We start from the raw sequence: 22,264 nt of genomic DNA, 5'->3' as shown, positions 1-22,264 counted from the left end.
AAGCGATCATCTTCAAGGGCATCGTTTATAATTAAGGGCCGGCGCTGAACGATTGTGTGGCCGCAAAATGAAATATTTCTGGGCGTTTCCTTGGGTGCGTCTTCGAGGCCAACGCAAGACTTAAACCACTGACGATTTTCGTCGATAAGGCTTATAACTCCTATCTTTGCGCCAGTAATATCTTGAACTAGGTGGGTAATGTCGTCGAAGATTGCTTCCGATTGTGTATCAAGTACGCTGTAGCTATGCAGTTCCTTGAGGCGAGCCGAATCATCTTCGGGTATGGGCGCTTCTTGCACGCGTGCTAGATGTCAAAACCTCATCAAAATGTTAACTTACCTGTTCCCATTTTGTCTAGCATGGCGTAGGTCCGCATCCGAGCGGGCCAGCAGGATATCGGGTTTGAGTTCATCCCCCTCCAGGCTGCTGATCCCAGTGGTGATGCTGGTGGGAACAAGTTCCTGCTTGCTTGCTAGCCTCAGCTGGCTTACCAGGGCTTGCAGCTTTGATCGATGTCGATCACTTCAAAGCTATCAACGACAACAATGGTCATGAAGTGGGGGACCAGGTGATTCGCCATGTCTCTAAGTTTTTGGCTGGAGCAGGCCGCAGCACAGACCTGGTGGGGAGATTAGGTGGAGATGAATTCATAATCCTCCTGCAAAATCCCCGCGAACGAGCTGTGCAGATGTTGGATCGCACCCGTCAGCAGTTGCAGGTGAGCCCGCTGCGTAAGGACGACGGCGGCGTGGTGGAGGTGGAGCTTTCCGTTGGAGTTGGCTCCACGGCAGGAACGAGCGGCTACGACTTGGAGTCGTTGATGGCCGCCGCCGATGGCGCGCTTTATGTGGCGAAGGATCGCGGCCGCCATCAGGTGGTTTGTCTGGAAATGGAGGACACCCAATTGCAGGCACCTTTTGTTTAGGCGGACTGCATGGTTGCGGCCGGCTCTTGGATGTCTGCCTCAATGCTCCATTCCAGCAGGCTTTCGACGCCATTCGGACCTGAAAAGCTGCCGGTGACAGCGGCGGTCAGCTCCGGCCTGGAGGAGGTGGCTAAGGTGATGTAGCGATCATCGATCACGCCTATGCCGCTCGGATCAAAGCCCCGCCAGCCTGCACCTGGCAGATAAACCTCGGCCCAGGCGTGCAGGTCGTAGCTCTCAGGCTTTGGTTCCACCAGGTGGTAGCCGCTCACGAAGCGGGCCGGTAAACCCACGCAGCGACAGGCTTCCACCATCAGCATGGCTAGATCGCGGCAGGATCCCACCCTTTCCTTGAGGGTGCGGCCGGCGGGCCAGGCCGGACCCACGTGTCGCTGGGTGTACTTGACCCGGTCTTGAATGATCTCCACCAGCTGTTGCAGAAACATCAGCGCCCGTTGATCGCTGCCCATCAGCGCTTCTTGGGCCATGTCCACCGCGGCTGGATCGTGCTGGCCATTGGGTAGCCAGCCCTCCAGGCTGCCGGCCAGGTCACCGTTCAGCTGGCCCACCGGGTATGGCAGCATCGGTTCACTGCCCTCCAGGCAAATCTGCAGCAGTGGTGCCGTTTCCGTTTCCACCAGGCTGCTGGCCCGCACGATGAAGGCATCTGTTGGCCCATTGAAACGGGCCCGCAGAATTTCATCGCCGCTGGCTGCCACCAACGGGTAGAGCCGGCCAGGCTCCGGCGTCACTACCAGCTGGAAGTCCAGCAGCCGCTGAAAGCCATGGCCCCGGGGCTTCAGGCAGAACCGGTGCGGACCCAGCAGCACCGGAGCGCTGTAGCGGTAGGTGAAGGTGTGGGTTACGCGGGCACGCATGCGTGGTCGGCGATGAAGTAGCGCTGTTCGATCAGATCATGGAGCCGGTTGAGGTCGCTCTGCAGGCCGTCGATCGACTCGTGCAAGCCTCCCGCAATCAGCTCGTCGATGCGGCTGTAGCTCCAGCGGGCCAGTGTGAGGCCGCTGAGGCATTCGAGCTCGTCTGGAGCTCCTGGCACCGCCTGGCCGCGCACGATCCTCAAGGTTTCGTGGATGCGCTCCAGGCAGTAGCGCACCGAGCGCGGAAAGATCGGGTCGAGCAGCAGAAAGCTGGCCACCGCCTTGGGCTCGATCGCCTGCTGGCGCGACTGACGGAACATTTGATAGGCCCCGGCGCTGCGCAGCAGGGAGATCCACTGCAGTTCATCGAGCACGCCGCCCACCTCATCAGGTGAAGGCAGCAGCAGGAAGTACTTCACATCGAGGATGCGGGTGGTTTTTTCAGCCCGTTCCAGCACCCGCCCCAGGCGGCTGAATTGCCAGGAGAGGTCGCGGCTGAGGGTGGCGTCCGTGATGCCATAGAAAAGTTGGCAGGACCGGCGGATGTCCCGAAGTTGCTCCTGGGGCGGCTGATCCCAGAAGCCCTTGTTGTCGAACAGCGTCCAATAGATGTCGTTGAGCTGCTCCCACATTTCGGTGGTGATTACATCGCGGATCTGGCGAGCGTTTTCGCGGGCGATGGCGATGCAGTTCACCACGCTGTTGGGATTGGCCTCGGCCCGCACCAGAAACTCCACCACCTGCTCCGGGCGTCCTTCTGGATAAAGACGGTCGAAGAGTTCCCGATCACCACTGGCATCAACCAGGGGCAGCCAGGGTTCGGCGCTGCCGGGCGGGCAGTCGAGGGCCATCGCTTCGCTCACCTCCACAAAGCGGGAGATGTTTTCCGCCCGCTCCACATAGCGGTTGATCCAATAAAGGGAGTCGGCGACGCGGCTCAGCATGGTTGTTCACTCACGATCCAGGTGTCCTTGCAGCCGCCACCTTGGGAAGAGTTGACCACCAGGGAACCGCGGCGCAGGGCCACCCTGGTGAGACCGCCCGGGCTTACCCAGGCTCCCTTGCCGCGCAGCACATAGGGCCGTAGATCCACGTGACAGGGGAACAATTCACCTTCGCTCAGCGAGGGCACGGTGGAGAGTTCGAGGGTGGGCTGGGCTACGTAGTTGCGTGGATCGGCCTGGATCTTGACGGCAAACTCGGCGATCTCCTCCTGGCTGGCGTGCGGGCCGATGAGCATGCCGTAGCCACCGGCTTCGGCCACCGCCTTCACCACCAGCTCACTGAGGTGGGCCAGCACGTAGGCCCGGTCGTCCTCCCTGGCGCAGAGGTAGGTGGGCACGTTTTCAATTATTGGATCTTCGCCGAGGTAGTAGCGGATCATCTCCGGCAGGTAGGCGTAGATCAGCTTGTCGTCGGCTACGCCGGTGCCTGGTGCGTTGGCGATTGCCACCCGACCGGCCCGGTAAGCGGCCATCAGGCCCCGCACCCCCAGCATCGAATCGCTGCGGAATACGGCCGGGTCGAGGAAGTCGTCGTCGATGCGCCGGTAGATCACATCCACCGGTTCGGGCCCGGCCGTGCTGCGCATCCACACCCGGTCGTCCTGGCAGATCAGGTCGCGGCCCTCCACCAGCTGGATGCCCATCTGCTGGGCCAGGTAGCTGTGCTCGAAGTAGGCGCTGTTGAACACCCCGGGGGTGAGTAGCACCACCTTGGGGGTATCGGTCCAGGGGGCTAGCTCCCGCAGGGTTTGCAGCAGGTGGGAGGGGTAATCGTCGATCGGTTGCACGGTGCGGCCGGCAAACAGGCTCGGGAACATCCGCTTCATCACCCGGCGGTTTTCCAGGAAGTAGGCCACGCCGGAGGGACAGCGCAGGTTGTCTTCCAGCACTCGCCAGGTGCCCTGGCCATCGCGCACCAAATCCAAACCGGAGATGTGGCACCAGCGGCCCAGGGGTGGCTTGAAGCCCTGCAGTTGGGGTCGCCAGCCCTGGGAGCTCTCCACGTCCTGCCGCGGAATTACGCCGTCGTTGAGGATTTTTTGGGGTCCATAGACATCGGCCAGAAATAGGTCGATCGCCTCCAGCCGCTGGAACAAGCCTGCCTCGAGGCGTTGCCAGTCCGCGCTACCGATCAGCCGCGGCAGGGGGTCGAAGGGCAGGATGCGTTCACCTCCCTGGCTGCCCGTGCCATTGAGGCGAAAGGTGGCCCCCAGCCGTCGCAGCAACACGCCAGCGGCCGCGTGATTGCGGTTCAGTTCATCGAGGCCCAGCTGACCCAGGGAGGAGAGCAGGGGCCGCAGGGTGCTGCGGGGCTGGTCAGGGGCACTGAAGTATTCGTCGTAGCCCCGATTTGGTCTGTATTCCGTAAACATGCCGCGCCATCTGCCATGGCGGGATCATGTCCACCCGCTGGGGTTGACGCCGGTGTGGGTTGATACGGAAGCCCAGCTCCGTCCCTGGCCTCTTTCTTCTTTCGCCATTAGGGTGAAGCAACGGCAGCTCCCTGGGGCTTTTGTGATGCCCAGCCATCTCCCCAATCCTGCTGGCGATGTCTCCAGAGGGCCTGATGTCTCCTGGGCAGAACCCTTCGGTAAAGATCTAGGGGGCAATGAGGCCGAAACAAGACTTACTGGGGATGAACACCTAGAAATCCTGGGTCCCGTCGATTGTCAGCGCCGCTATGAAAGGTTGGTGGCGCCTCCCTGTCCTCCGGTGCTGATTCAGCTGCCCAGCCCAGGCGGTGAAGCTCGCACCGAGTGGTTTTATGCCGACATCCTCGACATCAGTCTCGGTGGCTTGTGCCTGCTGATCTCCGGAAACCATGACTTACAGGTAGGTCAAACACTGCAGGTTGATTTCAATGTGCATCGGACCACCGACTTGCATCGGGTGGCGGGTTTTGTGCGTTGGTTTGTTCGCTCCGGCACCTTTACCACCATGGGGGTGGGCTTCTGCGAACCCCTGCCCCAGCTTCCCCAGCTGCTGCCGGAGCGGCGCAATAGCCCTCGCGAACCCAAAGTGGTGGCTGATTAGAGCAAGAAGTAGCGCTGCGCCATTGGCAGCACATCGGCTGGTTCGCAGCTGAGCAGCACCCCATCTGCGAACACCTCATAGGTCTGGGGGTCAACCTCAACATTTGGCAGGGCCGTGTTGTTTTTCATTGAGGCCTTGCCGATGTCGCCGCGGGTGTTGGTCACGGGCACGCAGGGGCGTTTGAGGCCCAGCTGGCGGGGTAGGTCGGCATCGAGGGCTGCCTGGCTCATGAAGGTGAGGCAGCTGGGGGCCAGGGCGGCCCCAAAAGCGGCAAACATCGGCCGGCCGTGCACCGGTCCGGGGGTGGGGATCGAGGCGTTGGCATCGCCCATCTGGGCCCACACGATTGAGCCACCCTTGATTACCAATTCCGGTTTCACCCCGAAAAAGCCTGGCTTCCACAACACCAGATCGGCAAGTTTGCCCACCTCCACCGAACCGATCTGGGAATCGAGCCCGTGGGCGATCGCCGGGTTGATCGTGGTTTTGGCGATGTAGCGCTTTAAGCGGGTGTTGTCGTTGCGCCCTCCAGATGAAGCGGCGTCTTCGGGCAGGGCGCCGCGCTGCAACTTCATCTTGTGGGCGGTCTGGAAGGTGCGGGTGATCACCTCCCCCACCCGGCCCATGGCCTGGGAGTCGCTGGCAATGATTGAGAAGGCGCCTAGGTCGTGGAGGATGTCTTCGGCGGCGATCGTTTCGCGGCGGATGCGCGATTCGGCAAAGGCCACATCCTCCGGGATGCGTGGATCCAGGTGGTGGCACACCATCAACATGTCGAGGTGCTCCTCGAGCGTGTTGCGGGTGTAAGGGCGGGTGGGGTTGGTGCTGCTGGGCAGCACGTTTGCTTCGCCGCAGATTTTGATGATGTCGGGGGCGTGACCGCCGCCGGCTCCTTCGGTGTGAAAGGTGTGGATGGTGCGGCCGCCGATGGCGCGGATCGTGTCTTCCACAAAGCCGGCTTCGTTGAGGGTGTCGGAGTGGATGCACACCTGCACGTCGAAGCGATCGGCCACCGTCAGGCAGCAGTCGATCGCGGCTGGGGTGGTGCCCCAGTCTTCGTGCAGCTTGAGGCCGCAGGCGCCGGCTCGCACCTGCTCCTCGATTGCTTCGGGGGTGGAGGCGTTGCCCTTGCCGTAGAAGCCCAGATTCACCGGCAGGCCCTCGGCGGCCTGCAACATGCGGGCCAGGTGAAAGGCGCCCGGGGTGCAGGTGGTGGCGTTGGTGCCGGTGGCCGGGCCGGTGCCGCCCCCCAGCAGGGTTGTTACACCGCTGGCCAGGGCCGTTTCAATCTGCTGCGGGCAGATGAAGTGGATGTGGGTGTCGATCGAGCCGGCCGTAAGGATGTGCCCCTCGCCCGCGATCGCTTCGGTGCCCGGGCCCACCACGATCGTCACGCCCGCTTGGGTGTCGGGGTTGCCCGCTTTGCCGATGGCGCAGATGCGGCCGTCGCGCAGGCCGATGTCGGCCTTGACGATCCCCCACCAATCCAGGATCAGGGCGTTGGTTATGACTGTGTCTACGGCGCCTTCAGCGCGGGGAGTCTGGCTCTGGCCCATGCCGTCGCGGATCACCTTGCCGCCGCCAAACTTCACCTCATCGCCATAGACGGTGAAATCCTTTTCCACTTCCAGAAACAGTTCGGTGTCGGCCAGGCGCAGCCGATCGCCGGTGGTGGGGCCGTAGGTCTCGGCGTAGGCGCGGCGGGAGATGCGGTATGGCATGTGGAAAAGGGTTAATCGAGCGGTCCGTTGACCAGGCCGTTGAAGCCGAAGATGCGGCGCTCGCCGGCGAAGGGCACCAGCTGCACTTCGCGGCTGTCGCCGGGCTCGAAGCGGATAGCCGTGCCGGCGGGAATGTCGAGCCGCAGGCCGCGGGCGGCGTCGCGGTCAAATTTGAGCGCGCTGTTGGCTTCGTGGAAATGGAAGTGGGAGCCCACTTGCACGGGACGATCGCCGCTGTTGGCCACCAGCAGCCTTGTCACGGGCCGGCCGGCGTTCAGCACGATCTCACCGGGTTCGGGCAGTAGTTCACCAGGGATCAGGGGGGGCATGGTTTTCGGTGATCAGCGGATCGGGTCGTGCAGGGTCACGAGCTTGGTGCCGTCGGGAAACATCGCTTCGATCTGCACTTCGCTTACCAGCTCCGGAATGCCCTCCATTACCTGGTCGCGGCTGAGCCAGGTGGTGCCCTCGGCCATCAGGGCGGCAACGGTCTTGCCGTCCCGGGCGCCCTCGATCACCTGGAAGCTGAGCCAGGCAACGGCCTCGGGGTGATTCAGCTTGAGGCCTCGGTTGAGCCGCCGCTCCGCCAGCAGGGCGGCGGTGACGATCAGCAGCTTGTCCTTTTCCTGGGGGGTTAGGTGCATGGCCCAACTTTGGCAGCTTTAGGGCGCCTTGACCCGTTCAGCCTGAACCCAAGGGCTGTTCCTGGAAGGGCCAAACCCGCGGCAGTTCTGGGGCGCTGAGGCCGCGTGCGGCCCGGATCCGGGCCCATACCCTGGTGAACCAAAACCGGGCCGCCTGGCTGGAAGGGCCGCGGTAGCGGGCGATCAGGCCCTGGTCAAGGGCTCCGCAGGCCAGGTCGCCCTCCAGACCCTGGCGGTCGCTGCGGCAGTCGGCCAGCAGCTGGGCTAGGGCAGCGGCCCCCAGGGGCTGCGGCGCTGCCCACACCAGCGATCCCAGCACCGGTTGGCTCGCCATGCCGTGTTCTGCAGCGAGGCTGGCGCCGCTGATTTCCAGGGGATCCACCAGCTCCCAGCAGCGACCTTCGGGGCCGCGGCGGCAAACCTGCAGCCGTGAGCGCCAGCAGCCCTGGCCCAGGGTTTCGCCGGCGGCGCTGCGGCCCAGCCGTACGACGTCCATGCCCAGCCAGCTGGCCCCAGCCGCCAGCTCCACCGTGAGGTTCTGCTCCAGCAGTCCGCCGGCAAACAGCACCAGCTCCTGGGGCAGCCATTCCAGGTCGCTGCCGGCTTCGAGGCTGAAGTGCAAACTTTGGCGGGCCCACTGGCCCTGCGGCACCAAACGGGAGCGCCCCACCGTGCCATACACCTTCTGGGCCGCCACGCTGGTGAGTAGCGCCTGGCTACCTGGGGCGAGGTGGGCCCGCACCGTGAGTTGATCGCCCCCCACCAGGCCGCCGGCGGTGTGCAGGAGGGGTAATTCGCAGCGGCCGTCTGCCTGGGGGTAGGCCCGTTGCAATTTCAGCGGGGATGTAGCCCAGCCCTGATGCACCGTGACCGGCGGCTCCCCCGGACTGCCCTGCCGGGCTGTGAACTCCAGCTCAGCGGCGCCGTGCCAGCGGCCTGCCGCAATGGTGTTGGGATGATTCACCAGGCATGCTGTTCAAACACCATGCTGCACCCGGCGATGGCCAGCTCCGAGCCTGCTGACCGGCCTCTGGTGCTGCGTGAGCGCGGGCTGGCAGCCAGCCCGGGGGCCGTTCCTGCCTTGGTGCTTGCCCTTTCGGCGGCGGAGCGCACCCAGCTGCGGGGGTTGCGTTGCACAGCCTGCGGCAGGCAGGTGCTGCTGCAGCTGCCCCGGGGCTCAGCCCTGGAACCCGGAGAGTGGCTGGCCGCCACGGCTGCTGAACCGCTGGTCCAGGTGCGGGCGGCTGCGGAGGAGCTGTTGCAGGTGCGCAGCGCCGATCCCCTGGCCCTGCTCCAGGCCGCCTATCACCTTGGCAATCGCCACGTGGCCATGGAGATCAGGGCTGGTGAATTGCGCCTGCTCGCCGATTCCGTGCTGGCCCACCTGCTGGAGCATCGCGGTCTGCAGGTGGATCAGCTGCAAGCTCCCTTTCAGCCTGAGTCCGGTGCCTACGGCCCCATCCACGGCCACAGCCCCATCCACGGCCACGGCCACAGCCATGACCACTAGCCGCTTGCGCTTGTTTCAACTGATCAGCCCAGCACTGCCGGTGGGGGCCTTCAGTTATTCGGAGGGCTTGGAGGTGCTGGTGCAGCGCGGGCTTTTGCTGGATGGGGCTGGTGTGAGGGCCTGGTTGGAGGCTGAGTTGCAGCGCGGCACCTTGGTGCTGGAGGCGGCCAGTTTGCCCGGTTTGCTGCTGGCTGAAGCAGCCGAATTGCGCGAGCGCGATAGCTGGTTGCTGGCCCTGCGGGAGGCGGCGGAGGTGCGCGCCCAGCAGCGTCAGATGGGCGCGTCGCTCCTGGGGCTGCTGGCTGAGCTGGGCTTCAATCCGCCTGCTTTGAACCTGGCTTGGCCGGCAGCCTTTGCCCTGGCGGGCCGCGCCCTGGAGGTTGCCGCCACCGAGCTGGTTGAGGCCTACTTGTATGGCTGGGTGGCAAACCAGCTCAGTGCGGCGTTGCGGCTGGTGCCTCTAGGACCCACCGAGGCCCAGCGCCTGCAGCTGGGTCTGGCGCCTTTGATTGCCGAGCGGGCCCTGGAACTGGCGGCTGCCGATCCCGACCAGCTCTGGAGCGGTGGTGTGGGTGCGGGTTTGGCCCAGTTGCGCCACGCCGAGCTGTACTCCAGGCTGTTTCGCAGCTGAGCGGATCCGATGAGCAAGCTGCGGGTGGGCGTAGCCGGGCCGGTGGGCTCGGGCAAAACCGCCTTGGTGGAGGCCCTCTGCCGGCGGCTGCGCGATCGCCTGCAGCTGGCGGTTGTCACCAACGACATCTACACCCAGGAGGATGCCCAGTTCCTCACCCGAGCTGGGGCCCTAGAGCCCGAGCGCATCCGCGGCGTCGAAACCGGTGGCTGCCCCCACACCGCCATCCGCGAGGACTGTTCGATCAACCGGGCGGCGGTGGCCGAGCTGGAGGCGGCCTTCCCCGATCTGGATCTGGTGCTGGTGGAGAGCGGCGGCGACAACCTGGCCGCCAGCTTCAGCCCGGAGCTGGTGGATCTCTGCATCTACGTAATCGATGTGGCCGCCGGCGACAAAATCCCTCGCAAGGGCGGCCCGGGGATCACCCGCTCCGATCTGCTGGTGATCAACAAGACCGACCTGGCTCCCATGGTGGGAGCCAGCCTCGAGGTGATGGCAGCCGACACCGAACGCATGCGCCCTGGGCGCCCTTGGTGCTTCACCAACATCCGCAGCGGCGAAGGGCTGGAGGTGGTGGAGCAGTTTTTGTGGGCCCAGCTGCCCTGATTAGCTTGCTTTTGCGAGATCCGTAGCAACCACTACAGGGCCAACGTGTGACAACTGGATACCTTCCACTGACCGCTAAATCGCAGCGGGACATTCAGCGGTTTCCCGTAGGAGTTTTTATGAAGTCTTCCCTGATGCGCAAAACCACCATGCGTTATGTCGCTGGTGCTACGGCGATGGCAGCCAGCCTTTCGCTGGTGGCCTGCGGCGGCGGCGGCGAAAAAGCCTCTGGCGATTTTGACGGTGAAGTGAAGGTGGGGATTCTGCATTCCCGCTCCGGCACCATGGCCATCTCCGAAAACACGGTGGCTGAAGCCGAGTTGATGGCTATCGATGAGATCAACGCCAAGGGCGGGATCACCATCGATGGCAAGAAGCTGAAGATTGTTCCCGTCGAAGAGGATGGTGCCTCTGACTGGCCTACCTTCGCCGAGAAAGCCAAAAAACTGATCGATCAGGATCAGGTGGCTGTGGTGTTTGGTGGCTGGACCTCAGCTAGCCGCAAGGCGATGCTGCCTGTGTTTGAGGCCAAGGATCACTTCCTCTTCTATCCGATCCAGTACGAAGGTCAGGAGTGCTCCAAGAACATCTTCTACACCGGTGCCACCCCCAACCAACAGGCTGAACCGGCTGTTTCTTGGCTGCTCAAGAACAAGGGCAAGGACTTCTTCCTAGTGGGCTCCGATTACGTGTATCCGCGCACCGCGAACACGATCATGAAGGAGCAGCTCAAGGTTGAGGGTGGTAATCTGGTGGGTGAGGACTACCTGCCGCTTGGCAACACCGAGGTGGCTCCGATCATTGCCAAGATCAAGCAGGCCCTGCCCAAGGGTGGCGTGATTGTCAACACTCTGAACGGCGACAGTAACGTCGCCTTCTTCAAGCAGATGAAGGCTGCTGGCATCACCCCTGCCAATGGCTATTCGATTATGAGCTTCTCAATTGCTGAGGAGGAGGTTGCGGCAATTGGCCCCGAGTATCTGGAAGGCACCTATGCGGCCTGGAACTTCTTCCAGAGTCTCGACACCCCGGCTTCCAAGAAGTTCACTACTGATTTCAAGGCCAAGTACGGCGAGAATCGGGTCACCAATGACCCGGCTGAATCCGCCTACAACATGGTCTACCTCTGGGCCGCTGGGGCTGAGAAGGCCAATAGCGTTGATGACAACGCAGTGCGTAAGGCGTTAATCGGTGTGACTTTCGATGCCCCCCAGGGCAAGATCGAGGTGCAGCCCAATCACCACACCACCGAGCTGGTGATGATTGGTGAGGTCCAAAAGGACGGCATGTTCAAGATCATCGAGAACAAGGGAGTTCTCAAGCCGATTGCCTGGAACCAGTTTGTTCCCGCAACCAAGGGTTACACCTGCGATTGGACCCAGGATCGTCCTGACGCCGGTAAGTTCAAGATGTGAGCCCTGGGCTTGCCTATTGACTTGAGATCGGGGGAGCTTGTCTCCCCCTTTTCACTTCGTTTTTATTTTTCTTTCCCTTGCCGAGCCCTGTTGGGCGCCATGGATCTTCTTTACGACACACTCTTCAATGGCTTGGCCATCGGTTCGGTGCTGGTGCTGGCCGCCCTTGGCTTGGCCGTTGTCTTTGGCTTGATGGGGGTCATCAACATGGCCCACGGCGAGTTGATGATGCTCGGGGCTTACACCACCTTCGTGGTGCAAAACCTATTTAAAAATGGCCCTCTGGAGGGTCTTTTCCCCATCTACATTTTGGTGGCGATACCGCTTGCTTTTTTAGTTAGTGGTTTGGCGGGTTTGTTGCTGGAAAAAACCGTAATTCGGCGCCTATATGGCAGGCCGTTGGAAACTCTCTTGGCAACCTGGGGGGTAAGCCTGATTTTGCAGCAATTTGTACGCTCGGTGAGCAGTGCCTTTGTTGTGGGGCTTGTGGTGGCCGTGGCTCTAGGCCTGGCCACACCGCGGTTGTGGCCCAGCTACTGGGCTCAACGGCGCTGGACCCCATTGCTTGCAGTGGCTACCTGGCTAATTTCTGGTCTGATCGGCATCATCTTGGCCTCCGGATTGGGTGGTTTTAGGGTGCTGGATCAGCCCTGGTTTAGCGCTCGCAACCTAGACGTCACTGCTCCGCTGTGGTTGCGTGGTTCGGTTGAACTCGGCGGTGTCAATATGCCAACGGCACGCCTGTTCATTGTTGCTCTTACGGCGATTGCCCTGGTGGCGGTCCATTGGTTTCTGCAGAAGAGCGTCTGGGGGATTCGCATCCGGGCCGTTACCCAAAACCGCTCGATGAGCGACTGCCTGGGAATTCCCACCGAAACCGTCGATGCGCTCACCTTTTTGGTGGGATCGGGCTTGGCTGGAGTGGCTGGTGTGGCTGTGACTTTGCTCGGCTCCGTGGGCCCAAACCTTGGCGGCAACTACATCGTTGACTGCTTCATGGTGGTGGTGTTGGGTGGGGTTGGCAAACTTCTCGGCACGGTTGTAGCGGCCCTGGGTATTGGAGTGCTCAGCTATGTGATCGGCTCTGGCTCCCTACTGCTGCTCTGGCCAGCCATGCCAGCAGGTCTCAATGAGCTGATCACATTTTTTGCCACCACCTCGATGGCAAAGGTGCTCGTGTTTGCTCTGATCGTCGTGTTCCTGCAGTTCAGGCCCGCTGGCCTGTTCCCGCAGAAGGGACGGCTGGTGGAGGCCTGAGCCATGGCGAAATTGCGCACCTGGTTGCCGTGGCTGCTGCTTGTGGCAGCAGCGTTCATCTTGCCGGTGATTTTGCCGCCGTTCCGGCTCAACCTGCTGGGTCGGTTTTTGTCCCTGGGAATCGTAGCCCTGGGTATAGATCTGATCTGGGGTTTTACTGGCATGCTGAGCCTGGGTCAGGGCATCTTCTTTGCCCTAGGTGGCTATGCCATTGGCATGCATTTGCAGCTCTTATCTCTGGCGCCTGGGGAGTTGCCTGAGTTTTTCGGGCTTTATGGAGTTAAGCAGCTCCCTGTTTTTTGGCAGCCATTTCAGTCGGCTGTGTTTACGGGCTTGTGTATATGGGTGTTGCCAGCCTTGGTGGCAGGTGTGCTTGGTTATCTAGTTTTCCGCAACCGCATCAAGGGGGTCTACTTTTCGATTCTTACCCAGGCGGCCCTGCTGGTCTTTTTCAACTTTTTTAATGGCCAGCAAAAGCTGATTAATGGCACCAATGGCCTCAAAACTGATACCGCCCGGATCTTTGGGGAGCTGGTGGGCAGTGATGCCATGCAGCGCAACCTTTTCTGGCTCACTGTGGTGCTGGTGATGGCTGCGTGGTTGCTCTGCCGCTGGCTCACCCGTGGTCGCTTTGGCGATGCCTTGATCGCCATCCGTGACGACGAGCCGCGCCTGCGTTTCACCGGCTACAACCCCACGGCCTACAAAACACTTGTGTTTGCCATTGCCGGTGCCATGGCTGGCGTGAGCGGTGCCCTCTACACCGTGCAGTCGGGCATTGTGTCGCCCCAATACATGGCCGTGCCTTTCTCTATTGAGATGGTGATCTGGGTGGCGGTGGGTGGCCGCGGCACCTTGATCGGAGCCGTGCTTGGTGCCGTTTTGATCAACTACGCCAAGAGCCTGGTGAGTGAACAACTGCCGGAAACCTGGCTGTTTATCCAGGGTGGTTTGTTCCTATTGGTGGTCACGGCCCTGCCTGATGGCTTGGTTGGTTGGTGGCGTCAGGGTGGCCCGCGCCATATCCAGTCCATGGTTGGCTGGCCACCATTGGCTCCCACTTATCCAGGCTTGGATCTTGACCCTGCTGCGCAGGCGGAGCGCCAGGCGTTTAGGTCCGACCTTCCTCCTGGAGGTGCCCCATGACTGCATCTATTGCCGCCCCTTTGGTCGCCCCGTTGCTGGAGCTACGCGGTGTCAGCGTCAGCTTCGATGGTTTTTGGGCCCTCAACGATCTCAACCTCTCCCTGGCACCCGGTGAGCTGCGGGCCGTGATCGGCCCTAATGGGGCGGGTAAAACCACCTTCCTTGATGTGATCACAGGCAAGGTGCGCCCCACCAAAGGCGACGTGGTGTTTCGGGGGCGCTCGTTGTTAGGCATTGCTGAGCACCGCATCGCTCGGCTAGGCATTGGGCGCAAATTTCAGACGCCGCGCGTCTACCAAAACCTCAGCCCTCGCCGCAATTTGGAGCTGGCTGTTAAAGGCAGCCACTCACCCTTCAAGCTGTTGTTTGGCAGCCTCGATAGCCGTCAGCGCCAGCGCGTTCAAGAGTTGCTGGCCGTGGTTGGCCTCGAGGCCCATGCCTCCCGGCGGGCCGGCAGCCTTTCCCACGGCCAGAAGCAATGGCTTGAGATCGCCATGTTGCTGGCCCAAGACCCTTATGTGCTGCTGGTGGATGAGCCGGTGGCCGGCCTTTCCGAGGAGGAGACCGAGCGCACCGGTGCTTTGCTGCGCAGCCTTGCTGGCGATCACACCGTGCTGGTGATCGAACACGACATGGACTTCATCCGCGAGCTCGATTGCCCTGTGACCGTGCTGCATGAGGGACACGTGCTTTGTGAGGGCACGATGGAGACGGTGCAGAGCGATCCCCGCGTGATCGAGGTTTATCTCGGTGTTGAGGACGACGTATGACTGCTTCTGCCACCATGACTACCCCAGCCCAGGGCGAATCCAGCCGCTTGCTGAGCGTGCGCGGGCTCAACGTCTATTACGGGGAGAGCCACATCCTGCGCAACGTCGATCTATCGATTGCGCCTGGTCAGATGGCCTGCTTGATCGGGCTCAATGGAGTTGGTAAAACCACCCTGCTCAAGTCGATCATCGGCCTAGTGCCCCAGCGCAGCGGTTGCATCGAGCTGGCAGGCAGCGACTGCGGCGGCCTGGCCCCCCACCGCCGCGCCCGGGCGGGCATTGGCTATGTGCCCCAAGGGCGGGAGATCATTCCCCAGCTCAGCGTGCGCGAAAACCTGCTGCTGGGTCTGGAAGCCCTGCCGGGGGGTATGGGCCGCCATCGCCATATCGACCCGCTGGTGTTTGAGCTATTCCCGGTGCTGGAGAAGTTTCTGGCTCGCCGTGGCGGCGATCTCTCCGGTGGTCAACAGCAGCAGCTGGCCATCGCCCGGGCTCTGCTCGGCAAGCCCCGTCTGCTGCTGCTGGATGAACCAACTGAGGGCATTCAGCCCTCGGTGGTGCTCGACATCCAGCGGGCCGTGAGCCGGATCATTCGAGAGACGGGCATTTCGGTGTTGCTGGTGGAGCATCACGCCAGTTTTGTGCGCCAATCCGACTGTTATTACGCCATGCAGAAGGGCGGCATCGTGGCCAGTGGCGCCACGGCCGATCTCAGCTCGGAGATGATCCAGCGCTTCTTGAGCGTTTGAGGCTAGAAATAGGCTGATCAAAGTCACCTAGAAATTTGATGCGCCCTTCCCTTGTGGCGGTCTTCGCGGCCGGTCTGTGCGGCACCACCCTGGTTGCCGGTTTGGCTCCAGTCCAGGCCCAAACCTGCCAGTTCCTGGCGCCAGTGGGTGGCGATGGCACCACCAACGTCATCACCAAAACTATCGGTGCAGGCAATCCCTTTGGCCGCCCCAACTGGAACACCGATTTCTTCGTTACTCAGCCCTACGGCAGCTACAAGTTCTTCTTCACCGCCAACTCCTCGGTGAGTGCCACCTACCCCATCCAGGGCTATCTCAAGTTCACTGACGGCTCCAGCTTGCAGGTGATCAATGAGTCGTTTGCACCCCAGATGGGCACCGGCCGCATGTGGGGCCCCTTCCCCGCCATTCCCGGCAAAACCGTGAGCCAGCTCAACTTCAAGATTGGTGCCAGTGCAGACCAGGCGGCCACTGGTTTCACTTATCGCATTTCCACCATGGGTTGCAACTGAGGTAGTCGGGAGCTGGTGGCGATCGGAAATACCACCAAGGCCCAGATAGCTAGAGCAGCCAGCTGGGCCAATAGGCCCAGCGGCACGCAGGTGATGGCCACGATGCCGCCGAGGTACAGAAACCACCAAAGTCCATGGCGTAGCTGCTGGCGATCGGCCAGGGCAAACAGCCCGGCCGGCACCAGCACGATCAGGCTGGCTCCTCGCAGGGAGCTGGTGCCGCACCAGCTGATCGCCCAGGTGGCCAGCACGAAGGCGGAGCTGCACCAGACACCGGCCCAGGGCAATCGGTAAGCCCGCTGAGCATCGGGCAATTGCCGGCGCAGGGCTATCAGGCTTACCGGGCCCATGGCCAGGGCGATCACCAAGGTGGCGGTGAGGAAGCTCACCACGGTTTGCCAGCTGGGGCCGCTGAGCAGCATCAACACCCCCATCGCCAGGCTCATTAACAGGGCGACTGAGGGCACCGCCTGGCGGTTGAGCCGCCCAAAGCTGCTGGGCAGCAGTCCGCAGCGCCCCATCATCCAGCTCACCCGCGCCGAGGCGCCCATGTAGGCCATGGCCGTGGCGCTCGGGGAGATCACCGCATCTAGCAGCAGCAGCCGCGCCACCCAGCCCAGACCCAGGCCCATGGCCAGGGCCACCAGGGGTCCGCCGTGGGCGGTGAGCTCAAGTCGGGCCCAGCCGCCAGCCAGCTGGTCGGGGGGGATGGATACCAGGAAGGCCAGCTGCAGGATTAGGTAGATGCCAAGGGAGATGGCCAGACCAAGGGCCATGGCCAGGGGCACGGTGCGCTGGGGACGGCGGGTTTCGCCGGCCAGATCCATGGCGGTGCGAAAGCCCAGCAGCGAAAACAAAATCCCGCCGCTGCTGATCGCCGTCACCATGCCCTGCAGGGTTTCGCCCGGGGCTAGGCGGCTGGCGGCGAGATTGCCCCAGTGGCCCGAAGCCAGCATCAGCGTGACCGAGATCACCAGGGGTACGGCCAGTTTCCAGGCGGTGAGCCCGTCGATCCAGCGGGCTAGCCAGCCCACCCCTGCCAGGTTGATCCAGGCCAGCAATGCGAGTAGGGCGGTGGCCAGGGCTAGGCCTGGACCGCTGAGCACCTGGCCGCTGCCTCCATCGGCCGTCAGCCAGGAGAAGCTGCTGGCCAGGTATTGCATCACCGCCAGCACCTCGATGGTGGGCAGGGCCAGGTAGGCGATCCAGGCGCTCCAGCCGCCGATGAAGCCGGCGGTGCGGCCGTGACTGAGCAGGGGGATCTGGGCCAGGGCGCCGGAACTGCTCACCAGGGAGCCCAGTTCGGCAAATACCAGGGCCAGGCTGAAGGCCAACATTCCGCCCAGTAGCCAGGCGCAGAGGGCTGCTGGGCCGGCACTGCGGGCGGCGTAAAAGGGGGCAAACAGCCAGCCTGAGCCGATAGTGCTCGTCACCACGGCCAGGGTGAGGCTGCGCAGCCCCAGCTGGCGCGAGAGTTCGGAGTTGGTCATCGCCGGGTCATGGGCTGGCCTGCAGGAGTTGTCGCCAGAACGTCTCCGCCTCCTGGCTGCCGCCGCCAGATGGAGCGGGGTTGGCTATCGGTCGGGCGCCCAGGTGGCTGATCGGCCGGCAGCCCAGGCTGTTGATCAACCAGGCCGCCTCGCAGCTGGCCAGATCTTGCTCGTTGACCGGGGCTTCAGTGATCAGGCCCCGATCCAGACCCCGCTGCCGCATCACCCCCGGCAGGCAGCCGCTGCTCAGGGGCGGGGTGATCCAGGAGCCCCCGCGGCACACCAGCAGGTTGGCGCTGGTGCCGCAGCAGAGGCCGCCGGCGGAGCTGGCCAGCAGGGCGTCGTCGGCACCATCCTCCAGGGCCTGGCGGCGGGCCTGGATCGAGGCCCCGTAGGCGAAGCTCTTGCAGCGGCTCAGCAGGCTGGTGGCGCTGCGGGTTTCGGTGGGACTAACGATCACTCGCACCGGCTCAAAACACGGTTTGATGGCACTGAGCTGCAGCCAGAAGCTGGGGCTGCCGTTGCTAGGCGGGTCGATGCCCCGTGCACCGCTGCCGCGGCTCCAGTTGAGTCGCAGGGCGCCGCTGCTGCCCAGGGCCTTGCCGATGCCGCTGCGCTCGATCGCTGCGGCGATTAGGGGCTGCACGGTTGCCGCTCCTGGCGGTGGCGGCAGCCCCAGCAGCGCCGCCGAGCTCTGCCAGCGAGCGAGGTGTTCCTCCAGCAGCCAGGCGTGACCTGCCTCCACCAGCAGGGTTTCAAACAGGCCATCGGCTAGCAGCAGGCCCCGATCGCTGATCGGCAGGGTCAGGGTCTGCGGTGTCCCCCAGCGCCCTTGCCCGGTGCCGTCGCCCAACCAGGCGATTGGGGTGTTCATGCCAGGGCCTCCAGTAGCGGTTGCAGTTTCCAGCCCAACTCCTCGGCTTCGGCGGCGGGGTCGGAGTCGGCCACGATGCCGCAGCCGGCGTGGGCCCGTAGGCGCTGGCCGCGCAGCAGCAGCGAGCGGATCAGGATGTTGCTGTCGAACTGGCCGTCGCTGCCAATCCTGAATAGGGAGCCGCAGTAGGGCCCCCGCGGCACCGGCTCGAGGCCATGCAGGCGCTGGCAGGCGCGGATCTTGGGGGCGCCGGTGATCGAACCGCCTGGCCAGCAGGCCCGCAGCAGGTCAATCGTGTTCAGCCCCGGCTCCAGCTGGCCCCGCACCACCGAGGTGAGGTGGTGCACCTGGCGGTAGCTCTCCAGCCCTACCAGCTGGGACACCTGGATCGAGCCTGGCTTGCACACCCGGCCCAGGTCGTTGCGCAGTAGGTCGACGATCATCACGTTCTCGGCCCGGTCCTTGGGGCTGGTCACCAGGTCGGCGGCGGCGTCGGCATCGGCGTCGGCATCGGCATGGCGCGGCCGGGTGCCCTTGATCGGCCTGGTTTCCACCTGGCCGCCCTCCCCCACCCGCAGGAATCGCTCCGGCGAGGCCGACAGCACCGCCTCCCCCGCCGCCGCCCCGCCGGCGATTGCCAGGCCGCCAAACGGGGCGGCGCATAGCTCGCGCAGGCGGCCGTAAAGGCCAAGGGGATCGGCGGGGCTTAATAAGGTGTGCTCGCAGCAGGCGGTGAGATTGGCTTGGAAAAGATCGCCGGCGGCGATCCAGGCCAACACTTGCTCCACCTGGGCGGCAAAGCGCTCCGGTGGGGTGTGCCAGTGCCAGGAGGCTGGCGCGATTGCGGCCGGGGCTTGGCTCCCTGGCGCGGCGCCTAGATCAAGCCGCTCCAACAGGGCAGCGAAGCTGCTTAGCCGCGCTGGATCTTGACCCTCCAGCCACTGCTGCTGGCTGCCATGGTCAAACACCAGCACCGGGTCGTGGCGGGCAGCCCAGAGCAGGGCCATGTCGGGCGACTGCCAATGGGGTGCCGGCTCCACCCAGGCCCCGGCTTCGTAGCTGAGCCAGCCCATCCAATGGCCGCCGCCAGCGGCCAGATCGGCTAGCAGCGCAAAGGGATCACTGGCTCCGGTCTCCCCCGGTAGGCCGCGGCAGATGCACTGCTCCAGGGGCGCCAGGCCGAGGCGGCTGCAGGGGCCCTGGGCGCTGCCATCGCTATCGAGCCACACCAGACCTTCCCTCCCCAGCTCGGCCGCCAGGGCTTGCACCAGGGGCCAGGGATCCCGCCAGGGCAGGGGGTGATGCAGGAGCTCGAGCTGGCGGGGCGGGCTCATACCCCGGCTGCCAGCAGGGCGGCATCGCGGATGCGGCAGCTGTCGCACATGCCGCAGGGCTGCTCGCCGCCCTCGTAGCAGCTCCAGGTGCGCTCGATCGGTACGCCGAGCCGCCGGGCCTCTTGCACGATCCGGGTTTTGCTCCAGGTCACCAGGGGTGCCCAGAGCTGGGCGGCGTGGCCTTCGCGGCCGTCCTTGCTCGCCAGCTCAGCCAGGGTCTGGAAGGCTTCGAGGTAGTCGGGACGGCAGTCGGGGTAGCCGGAGTAGTCGACAGCATTCACTCCCAGCACCAGCTTCTCGGCGCCGCGGGCCTCAGCCAGGCTCAGCGCCAAGGCGATGAACACGGTGTTGCGTCCCGGCACATAGGTGCTCGGGATCACGCCCGCCTCAACCCCGGCGCTGGGCACGGCGATGGCGGTGTCGGTGAGGGCGGAGCCACCCCAGGCGGCCAGGTTGACGGCGATGGTGTGGTGTTCAGCCAGCCCCAGGAGCGGTGCCAGTTCGGCCGCGGCTTGCAGTTCGCGGCGATGGCGTTGGCCGTAATCCAGCGACAGCCCGATCACCTGATAACCGGCTTCAATCGCCAGGGCCGCGGCGGTAGCTGAATCCAGGCCGCCGGAGAGCAGGGCGATGGCGAGGGGTGGGGCGGGCATGGTTGCGGCAGACACGGCTACTGGGCTGGCGATGGCGTTGAGGCGCTTGTACAGAAGTACATCTTCCCCAATGCCAGCGCCGCTTGCGGCCGCCACGATGGCCATAACAGCGCATATGTGGACATGAATTGGGCCAGGGGCATCAAGAACGCGGCGCTTGTTTTGCTGCTCGCTGCAGCGCCCGTCTCGGCGGTTCCGCGGCTGGATCTTTCCAGTTACCCCAAAGTCGCTGCCGGCGACCGGCGCTGGGTGATTCAGCTGCCGGGGGTGCTGCCCCCCAACTCCGATGCCGCCCTGTCGTCAAACCCCGCCGACTGGCGGGTGCAGTTGCTGGTGGGACACATGGTCCAACTCGATTGCAATCGCCAAATGTTCGGCGGCAAGCTCCGCGCCGTCAAGCCGGCACAGAAGGGCGGACCGGTGATCTACCGGGTCACGGATGTGGGGCAGTTGGCCTCCACCCGCATGGCCTGTCCGGCGGACCAGCCGCGTCGCTTCGGCTTTGTGCCGATGGCCGGTAAGGCGTTTGTGGTGCCATACAACGCCAGCCGCCCGATCGTGGTCGATGCCCCTCGGCCGCTGGAGCTGCGCTGGCGGCTGTGGAAGGCGGAAAGCCAGGAGCGCCCGGCGCAGCTGCAGTGATCAGCGCAATCCCAGCAACTTGTGGCTCTGCAGGCTGAGCCGCCATTGGGGGTTGCGGCGCACGTAATCGATCGCCAGGGCCTGGCCGGCTGGGGAGTCCCAGCCTGGTTGCAGCAGCAGCTCGGGTCCAGGACTCCCGCCGCGCGCCTCCCGGGCTTGGACGGCCATGGCTGCGGCAAAGGCCAGATCGGCGGCCTCGTGCACCACCACCTTGAGCTCCTGGCAGGCGGCAAGCAGCTCGGTGCTGGGAGGGCGGTGGCGCTTAGGCGAAAGGGTGATCCAGGCGAAGCGGCCGCTGAGCTGATCCACGCCGCTGGTTTCCAGGTGCAGGGGCAGGCCCGAGGGCTCCAGGGCCTGGCAGAGCAAGCCCAGGTTGTGGTGCAGCGGTTCACCGCCGGTGATCACAACAAAAGCGGCACCGGCTTCGGCGGCGGCCTCGGCTTCGCCAGCCAGCTCAGCCAGGGGGCGCTGGGGGTGCAGATCGGCAGGCCAGGAGTGTTTGGTGTCGCACCAGGGGCAGGCCACCGCGCAGCCCCCCAGGCGGATGAAGAAAGCGCTGCGGCCGGCTTGCAGGCCTTCACCCTGGAGGGAGTGGAAGGTTTCCACTACTGGCAGGGCAGTTGCTGGCAGCGAATCGGCGGCCAGGGGCTGGGGCACCGGGCGGAGGGGAATGGAATTGCCTGATTGGTCTAACGCTTGGCGTTCCTTTTGGCGCAGAGAGCTTCGCGTGCAGGCCAGCCCAGGCCCAATTGGTGAATCAGGGAGAATGCGAGCTCGGATCGAATTGCGCCACATTGCCCCTTGCATCCAGCGATGACCAGCAGATGGCTGGGTCTGTAAGATTGGCGCTTTAGCAATTTCGATTCGCGCAAATGCATTGGCAAATTGTTATATTGGCATCAAGTCGCCCATGGGCAATCTTATAAATGTTAGATGAGTCTCAAGAGAGTTCGTCGGTTTCGCTGAAAGATTTGGCCCGTCTTGGCTTGCTTGAGCCCTACGTGCGTACCAATCTTTTGGCTTTGGCGGCCAGCAATGTTGCCCTAAGCGATGAGCAAATAGATGCGGCCAGGCAGGCTTTTTGTCGTCAGCACCAAATCCCCGACGCTGAGGCCCTCAAAGCCTGGGCAGTAGCCCGCATGCTCAGCCCTGCCGCCCTCGAGGCGCAGATGCGTCAACCCCTGCAGCTGCAGCTCCTCTGCCAAGGCGATTTCTCCGCCAAGGCCGAGGCTCGCTTTCTGCAGCGCAAGAACCAGCTCGATCGCGTCGTTTACAGCCTGCTGCGCCTCCGCGATGGTGGTCTCGCCCGCGAGCTCTACTTGCGTATTGATGACGGCGATGCCAACTTCGCCGATCTCGCCGCCGCCTACGCCGAAGGCCCCGAGCAGGCCACCCGCGGCATTGTTGGCCCGGTGCCCCTTACCCAAGCCCACCCTGCTTTGGTTGATCGTTTGCGCACAGCCCCCCCT

25 protein-coding genes and 1 pseudogene are annotated in these 22,264 nt (G+C 63.8%); 13 read left to right on the top strand and 13 right to left on the bottom strand.

All coding sequences use genetic code 11. From position 1 onward, the window contains the following. Positions 1-299: GAF domain-containing protein (locus KBY74_RS07865; protein WP_396123150.1), on the bottom strand; the 299-nt coding region annotated here is incomplete at its 3' end. A 206-nt stretch (positions 300-505) separates the two neighbouring features. Between KBY74_RS07865 and KBY74_RS07860 the strand changes: the two genes are divergently transcribed. Beyond that, complete coding sequence (locus KBY74_RS07860; protein ID WP_254942217.1) at positions 506-925, top strand: GGDEF domain-containing protein; 420 nt, start codon at positions 506-508, stop codon at positions 923-925. Here KBY74_RS07860 and KBY74_RS07855 read toward each other — a convergent pair. The 3 genes from KBY74_RS07855 to KBY74_RS07845 are packed head-to-tail and all read right to left on the bottom strand — an operon-like array spanning position 922 to position 4,180. Then, positions 922-1,803: a transglutaminase family protein gene (locus KBY74_RS07855; RefSeq protein WP_254942216.1), complete on the bottom strand. Its 882-nt coding sequence runs from the start codon at positions 1,801-1,803 to the stop codon at positions 922-924. The genes KBY74_RS07860 and KBY74_RS07855 overlap by 4 nt on opposite strands. Further along, on the bottom strand, positions 1,788-2,747 hold the full coding sequence (locus tag KBY74_RS07850) for an alpha-E domain-containing protein (protein ID WP_254942215.1): 960 nt from the start codon (positions 2,745-2,747) through the stop codon (positions 1,788-1,790). The genes KBY74_RS07855 and KBY74_RS07850 overlap by 16 nt, the downstream gene beginning before the upstream one ends. Then, positions 2,741-4,180 carry a circularly permuted type 2 ATP-grasp protein gene (locus tag KBY74_RS07845; RefSeq protein WP_254942214.1) on the bottom strand — a complete coding sequence of 480 codons (1,440 nt, stop codon included), beginning with the start codon at positions 4,178-4,180 and terminating at the stop codon, positions 2,741-2,743. Before KBY74_RS07845 ends, KBY74_RS07850 begins: the two co-directional genes overlap by 7 nt. A 145-nt stretch (positions 4,181-4,325) precedes the next feature. Here KBY74_RS07845 and KBY74_RS07840 point away from each other — a divergent pair, with 145 nt between their 5' ends. Next, complete coding sequence (locus KBY74_RS07840; protein WP_254942213.1) at positions 4,326-4,841, top strand: PilZ domain-containing protein; 516 nt, start codon at positions 4,326-4,328, stop codon at positions 4,839-4,841. Here KBY74_RS07840 and ureC read toward each other — a convergent pair. Genes ureC through KBY74_RS07820 form a run of 4 tightly spaced genes read right to left on the bottom strand, consistent with a single transcriptional unit; the run spans position 4,838 to position 8,170 of the window. Then, positions 4,838-6,562 carry an urease subunit alpha gene (gene ureC, locus KBY74_RS07835; protein ID WP_254942212.1) on the bottom strand — a complete coding sequence of 575 codons (1,725 nt, stop codon included), beginning with the start codon at positions 6,560-6,562 and terminating at the stop codon, positions 4,838-4,840. The two genes, KBY74_RS07840 and ureC, sit on opposite strands and share 4 nt — an antisense overlap. Positions 6,563-6,573: 11 nt before the next feature. Beyond that, entirely contained in the window at positions 6,574-6,891 is a 318-nt protein-coding gene (locus tag KBY74_RS07830) for an urease subunit beta (protein WP_254942211.1), read from the bottom strand. 12 nt (positions 6,892-6,903) lie between these two features. Beyond that, a complete protein-coding gene (locus tag KBY74_RS07825; protein ID WP_254942210.1) occupies positions 6,904-7,206 on the bottom strand; it encodes an urease subunit gamma in 303 nt (100 codons plus the stop codon). A 37-nt stretch (positions 7,207-7,243) separates the two neighbouring features. After that, the gene (locus KBY74_RS07820) at positions 7,244-8,170 is read right to left on the bottom strand and encodes an urease accessory protein UreD (protein WP_396123146.1); all 927 of its coding nucleotides are present in this window, start codon (positions 8,168-8,170) and stop codon (positions 7,244-7,246) included. 36 nt (positions 8,171-8,206) lie between these two features. On the opposite strand from KBY74_RS07820, the gene ureE reads away from it, so the two are divergent. The 9 genes from ureE (at position 8,207) to KBY74_RS07775 (ending at position 15,802) form a co-directional block, all read left to right on the top strand. Next, complete coding sequence (ureE, locus tag KBY74_RS07815; RefSeq protein ID WP_254942209.1) at positions 8,207-8,716, top strand: urease accessory protein UreE; 510 nt, start codon at positions 8,207-8,209, stop codon at positions 8,714-8,716. Beyond that, positions 8,706-9,347 carry an urease accessory protein UreF gene (locus tag KBY74_RS07810; protein WP_254942208.1) on the top strand — a complete coding sequence of 214 codons (642 nt, stop codon included), beginning with the start codon at positions 8,706-8,708 and terminating at the stop codon, positions 9,345-9,347. Before ureE ends, KBY74_RS07810 begins: the two co-directional genes overlap by 11 nt. A gap of 9 nt (positions 9,348-9,356) precedes the next feature. After that, positions 9,357-9,953: an urease accessory protein UreG gene (gene ureG, locus KBY74_RS07805; protein WP_254942207.1), complete on the top strand. Its 597-nt coding sequence runs from the start codon at positions 9,357-9,359 to the stop codon at positions 9,951-9,953. 119 nt (positions 9,954-10,072) lie between these two features. Further along, on the top strand, positions 10,073-11,368 hold the full coding sequence (gene urtA, locus KBY74_RS07800; RefSeq protein ID WP_396123144.1) for an urea ABC transporter substrate-binding protein: 1,296 nt from the start codon (positions 10,073-10,075) through the stop codon (positions 11,366-11,368). Between the two features lie 99 nt (positions 11,369-11,467). Further along, complete coding sequence (locus KBY74_RS07795) at positions 11,468-12,625, top strand: urea ABC transporter permease subunit UrtB (RefSeq protein WP_254942220.1); 1,158 nt, start codon at positions 11,468-11,470, stop codon at positions 12,623-12,625. Positions 12,626-12,628: 3 nt separating this feature from the next. Further along, the gene (gene urtC, locus KBY74_RS07790) at positions 12,629-13,771 is read left to right on the top strand and encodes an urea ABC transporter permease subunit UrtC (protein WP_254942206.1); all 1,143 of its coding nucleotides are present in this window, start codon (positions 12,629-12,631) and stop codon (positions 13,769-13,771) included. Between the two features lie 20 nt (positions 13,772-13,791). Beyond that, a complete protein-coding gene (gene urtD, locus KBY74_RS07785) occupies positions 13,792-14,541 on the top strand; it encodes an urea ABC transporter ATP-binding protein UrtD (RefSeq protein ID WP_254942219.1) in 750 nt (249 codons plus the stop codon). A gap of 14 nt (positions 14,542-14,555) precedes the next feature. Further along, the gene (gene urtE / locus KBY74_RS07780; RefSeq protein WP_254942205.1) at positions 14,556-15,290 is read left to right on the top strand and encodes an urea ABC transporter ATP-binding subunit UrtE; all 735 of its coding nucleotides are present in this window, start codon (positions 14,556-14,558) and stop codon (positions 15,288-15,290) included. 38 nt (positions 15,291-15,328) lie between these two features. Next, positions 15,329-15,802: a hypothetical protein gene (locus KBY74_RS07775; RefSeq protein WP_254942204.1), complete on the top strand. Its 474-nt coding sequence runs from the start codon at positions 15,329-15,331 to the stop codon at positions 15,800-15,802. On the opposite strand, the gene KBY74_RS07770 is transcribed toward KBY74_RS07775, so the two are convergent. From KBY74_RS07770 to queC, 4 genes are read right to left on the bottom strand one after another with little or no spacing between them, the layout of a single operon-like run. Next, positions 15,772-17,292 carry an APC family permease gene (locus tag KBY74_RS07770; protein WP_254942203.1) on the bottom strand — a complete coding sequence of 507 codons (1,521 nt, stop codon included), beginning with the start codon at positions 17,290-17,292 and terminating at the stop codon, positions 15,772-15,774. The genes KBY74_RS07775 and KBY74_RS07770 overlap by 31 nt on opposite strands. Positions 17,293-17,299: 7 nt before the next feature. Next, the gene (locus tag KBY74_RS07765) at positions 17,300-18,166 is read right to left on the bottom strand and encodes an aminotransferase class IV (protein WP_254942202.1); all 867 of its coding nucleotides are present in this window, start codon (positions 18,164-18,166) and stop codon (positions 17,300-17,302) included. Then, positions 18,163-19,500: an anthranilate synthase component I family protein gene (locus tag KBY74_RS07760; RefSeq protein ID WP_254942201.1), complete on the bottom strand. Its 1,338-nt coding sequence runs from the start codon at positions 19,498-19,500 to the stop codon at positions 18,163-18,165. The genes KBY74_RS07765 and KBY74_RS07760 overlap by 4 nt, the downstream gene beginning before the upstream one ends. After that, positions 19,497-20,153 carry a 7-cyano-7-deazaguanine synthase QueC gene (gene queC / locus KBY74_RS07755; protein WP_254942218.1) on the bottom strand — a complete coding sequence of 219 codons (657 nt, stop codon included), beginning with the start codon at positions 20,151-20,153 and terminating at the stop codon, positions 19,497-19,499. The genes KBY74_RS07760 and queC overlap by 4 nt, the downstream gene beginning before the upstream one ends. 123 nt (positions 20,154-20,276) lie before the next feature. On the opposite strand from queC, the gene KBY74_RS07750 reads away from it, so the two are divergent. Beyond that, on the top strand, positions 20,277-20,795 hold the full coding sequence (locus KBY74_RS07750; RefSeq protein ID WP_254942200.1) for an ecotin family protein: 519 nt from the start codon (positions 20,277-20,279) through the stop codon (positions 20,793-20,795). Here the strand turns inward: KBY74_RS07750 and KBY74_RS07745 are convergent, their stop codons facing one another. Further along, the gene (locus KBY74_RS07745) at positions 20,796-21,452 is read right to left on the bottom strand and encodes a 7-carboxy-7-deazaguanine synthase QueE (RefSeq protein WP_254942199.1); all 657 of its coding nucleotides are present in this window, start codon (positions 21,450-21,452) and stop codon (positions 20,796-20,798) included. Positions 21,453-21,781: 329 nt separating this feature from the next. Here KBY74_RS07745 and KBY74_RS07740 point away from each other — a divergent pair. Then, positions 21,782-22,264: pseudogene (locus KBY74_RS07740) on the top strand (peptidylprolyl isomerase); the annotation flags it as partial.

Source organism: Cyanobium sp. A1C-AMD (assembly GCF_024346495.1).
GTDB classification, from domain to species: domain Bacteria; phylum Cyanobacteriota; class Cyanobacteriia; order PCC-6307; family Cyanobiaceae; genus Cyanobium_A; species Cyanobium_A usitatum.
This window is presented reverse-complemented; position numbering and strand designations above follow the sequence as displayed.

Bases quoted from the DNA above. Each gene is read 5' to 3' on its own strand.
- KBY74_RS07845 (WP_254942214.1), bottom strand. From the start codon at position 4,180: ATGTTTACGGAATACAGACCAAATCGGGGCTACGACGAATACTTCAGT.
- KBY74_RS07795 (WP_254942220.1), top strand. From the start codon at position 11,468: ATGGATCTTCTTTACGACACACTCTTCAATGGCTTGGCCATCGGTTCG.
- KBY74_RS07750 (WP_254942200.1), top strand. From the start codon at position 20,277: ATGAATTGGGCCAGGGGCATCAAGAACGCGGCGCTTGTTTTGCTGCTC.
- queC (WP_254942218.1), bottom strand. From the start codon at position 20,153: ATGCCCGCCCCACCCCTCGCCATCGCCCTGCTCTCCGGCGGCCTGGAT.
- KBY74_RS07850 (WP_254942215.1), bottom strand. From the start codon at position 2,747: ATGCTGAGCCGCGTCGCCGACTCCCTTTATTGGATCAACCGCTATGTG.
- KBY74_RS07760 (WP_254942201.1), bottom strand. From the start codon at position 19,500: ATGAGCCCGCCCCGCCAGCTCGAGCTCCTGCATCACCCCCTGCCCTGG.
- urtC (WP_254942206.1), top strand. From the start codon at position 12,629: ATGGCGAAATTGCGCACCTGGTTGCCGTGGCTGCTGCTTGTGGCAGCA.
- urtA (WP_396123144.1), top strand. From the start codon at position 10,073: ATGAAGTCTTCCCTGATGCGCAAAACCACCATGCGTTATGTCGCTGGT.
- ureC (WP_254942212.1), bottom strand. From the start codon at position 6,562: ATGCCATACCGCATCTCCCGCCGCGCCTACGCCGAGACCTACGGCCCC.
- KBY74_RS07810 (WP_254942208.1), top strand. From the start codon at position 8,706: ATGACCACTAGCCGCTTGCGCTTGTTTCAACTGATCAGCCCAGCACTG.
- KBY74_RS07825 (WP_254942210.1), bottom strand. From the start codon at position 7,206: ATGCACCTAACCCCCCAGGAAAAGGACAAGCTGCTGATCGTCACCGCC.
- KBY74_RS07830 (WP_254942211.1), bottom strand. From the start codon at position 6,891: ATGCCCCCCCTGATCCCTGGTGAACTACTGCCCGAACCCGGTGAGATC.
- KBY74_RS07840 (WP_254942213.1), top strand. From the start codon at position 4,326: ATGCCCAGCCATCTCCCCAATCCTGCTGGCGATGTCTCCAGAGGGCCT.
- ureG (WP_254942207.1), top strand. From the start codon at position 9,357: ATGAGCAAGCTGCGGGTGGGCGTAGCCGGGCCGGTGGGCTCGGGCAAA.
- ureE (WP_254942209.1), top strand. From the start codon at position 8,207: ATGGCCAGCTCCGAGCCTGCTGACCGGCCTCTGGTGCTGCGTGAGCGC.
- KBY74_RS07765 (WP_254942202.1), bottom strand. From the start codon at position 18,166: ATGAACACCCCAATCGCCTGGTTGGGCGACGGCACCGGGCAAGGGCGC.
- KBY74_RS07775 (WP_254942204.1), top strand. From the start codon at position 15,329: ATGCGCCCTTCCCTTGTGGCGGTCTTCGCGGCCGGTCTGTGCGGCACC.
- urtE (WP_254942205.1), top strand. From the start codon at position 14,556: ATGACTACCCCAGCCCAGGGCGAATCCAGCCGCTTGCTGAGCGTGCGC.
- KBY74_RS07770 (WP_254942203.1), bottom strand. From the start codon at position 17,292: ATGACCAACTCCGAACTCTCGCGCCAGCTGGGGCTGCGCAGCCTCACC.
- KBY74_RS07855 (WP_254942216.1), bottom strand. From the start codon at position 1,803: ATGCGTGCCCGCGTAACCCACACCTTCACCTACCGCTACAGCGCTCCG.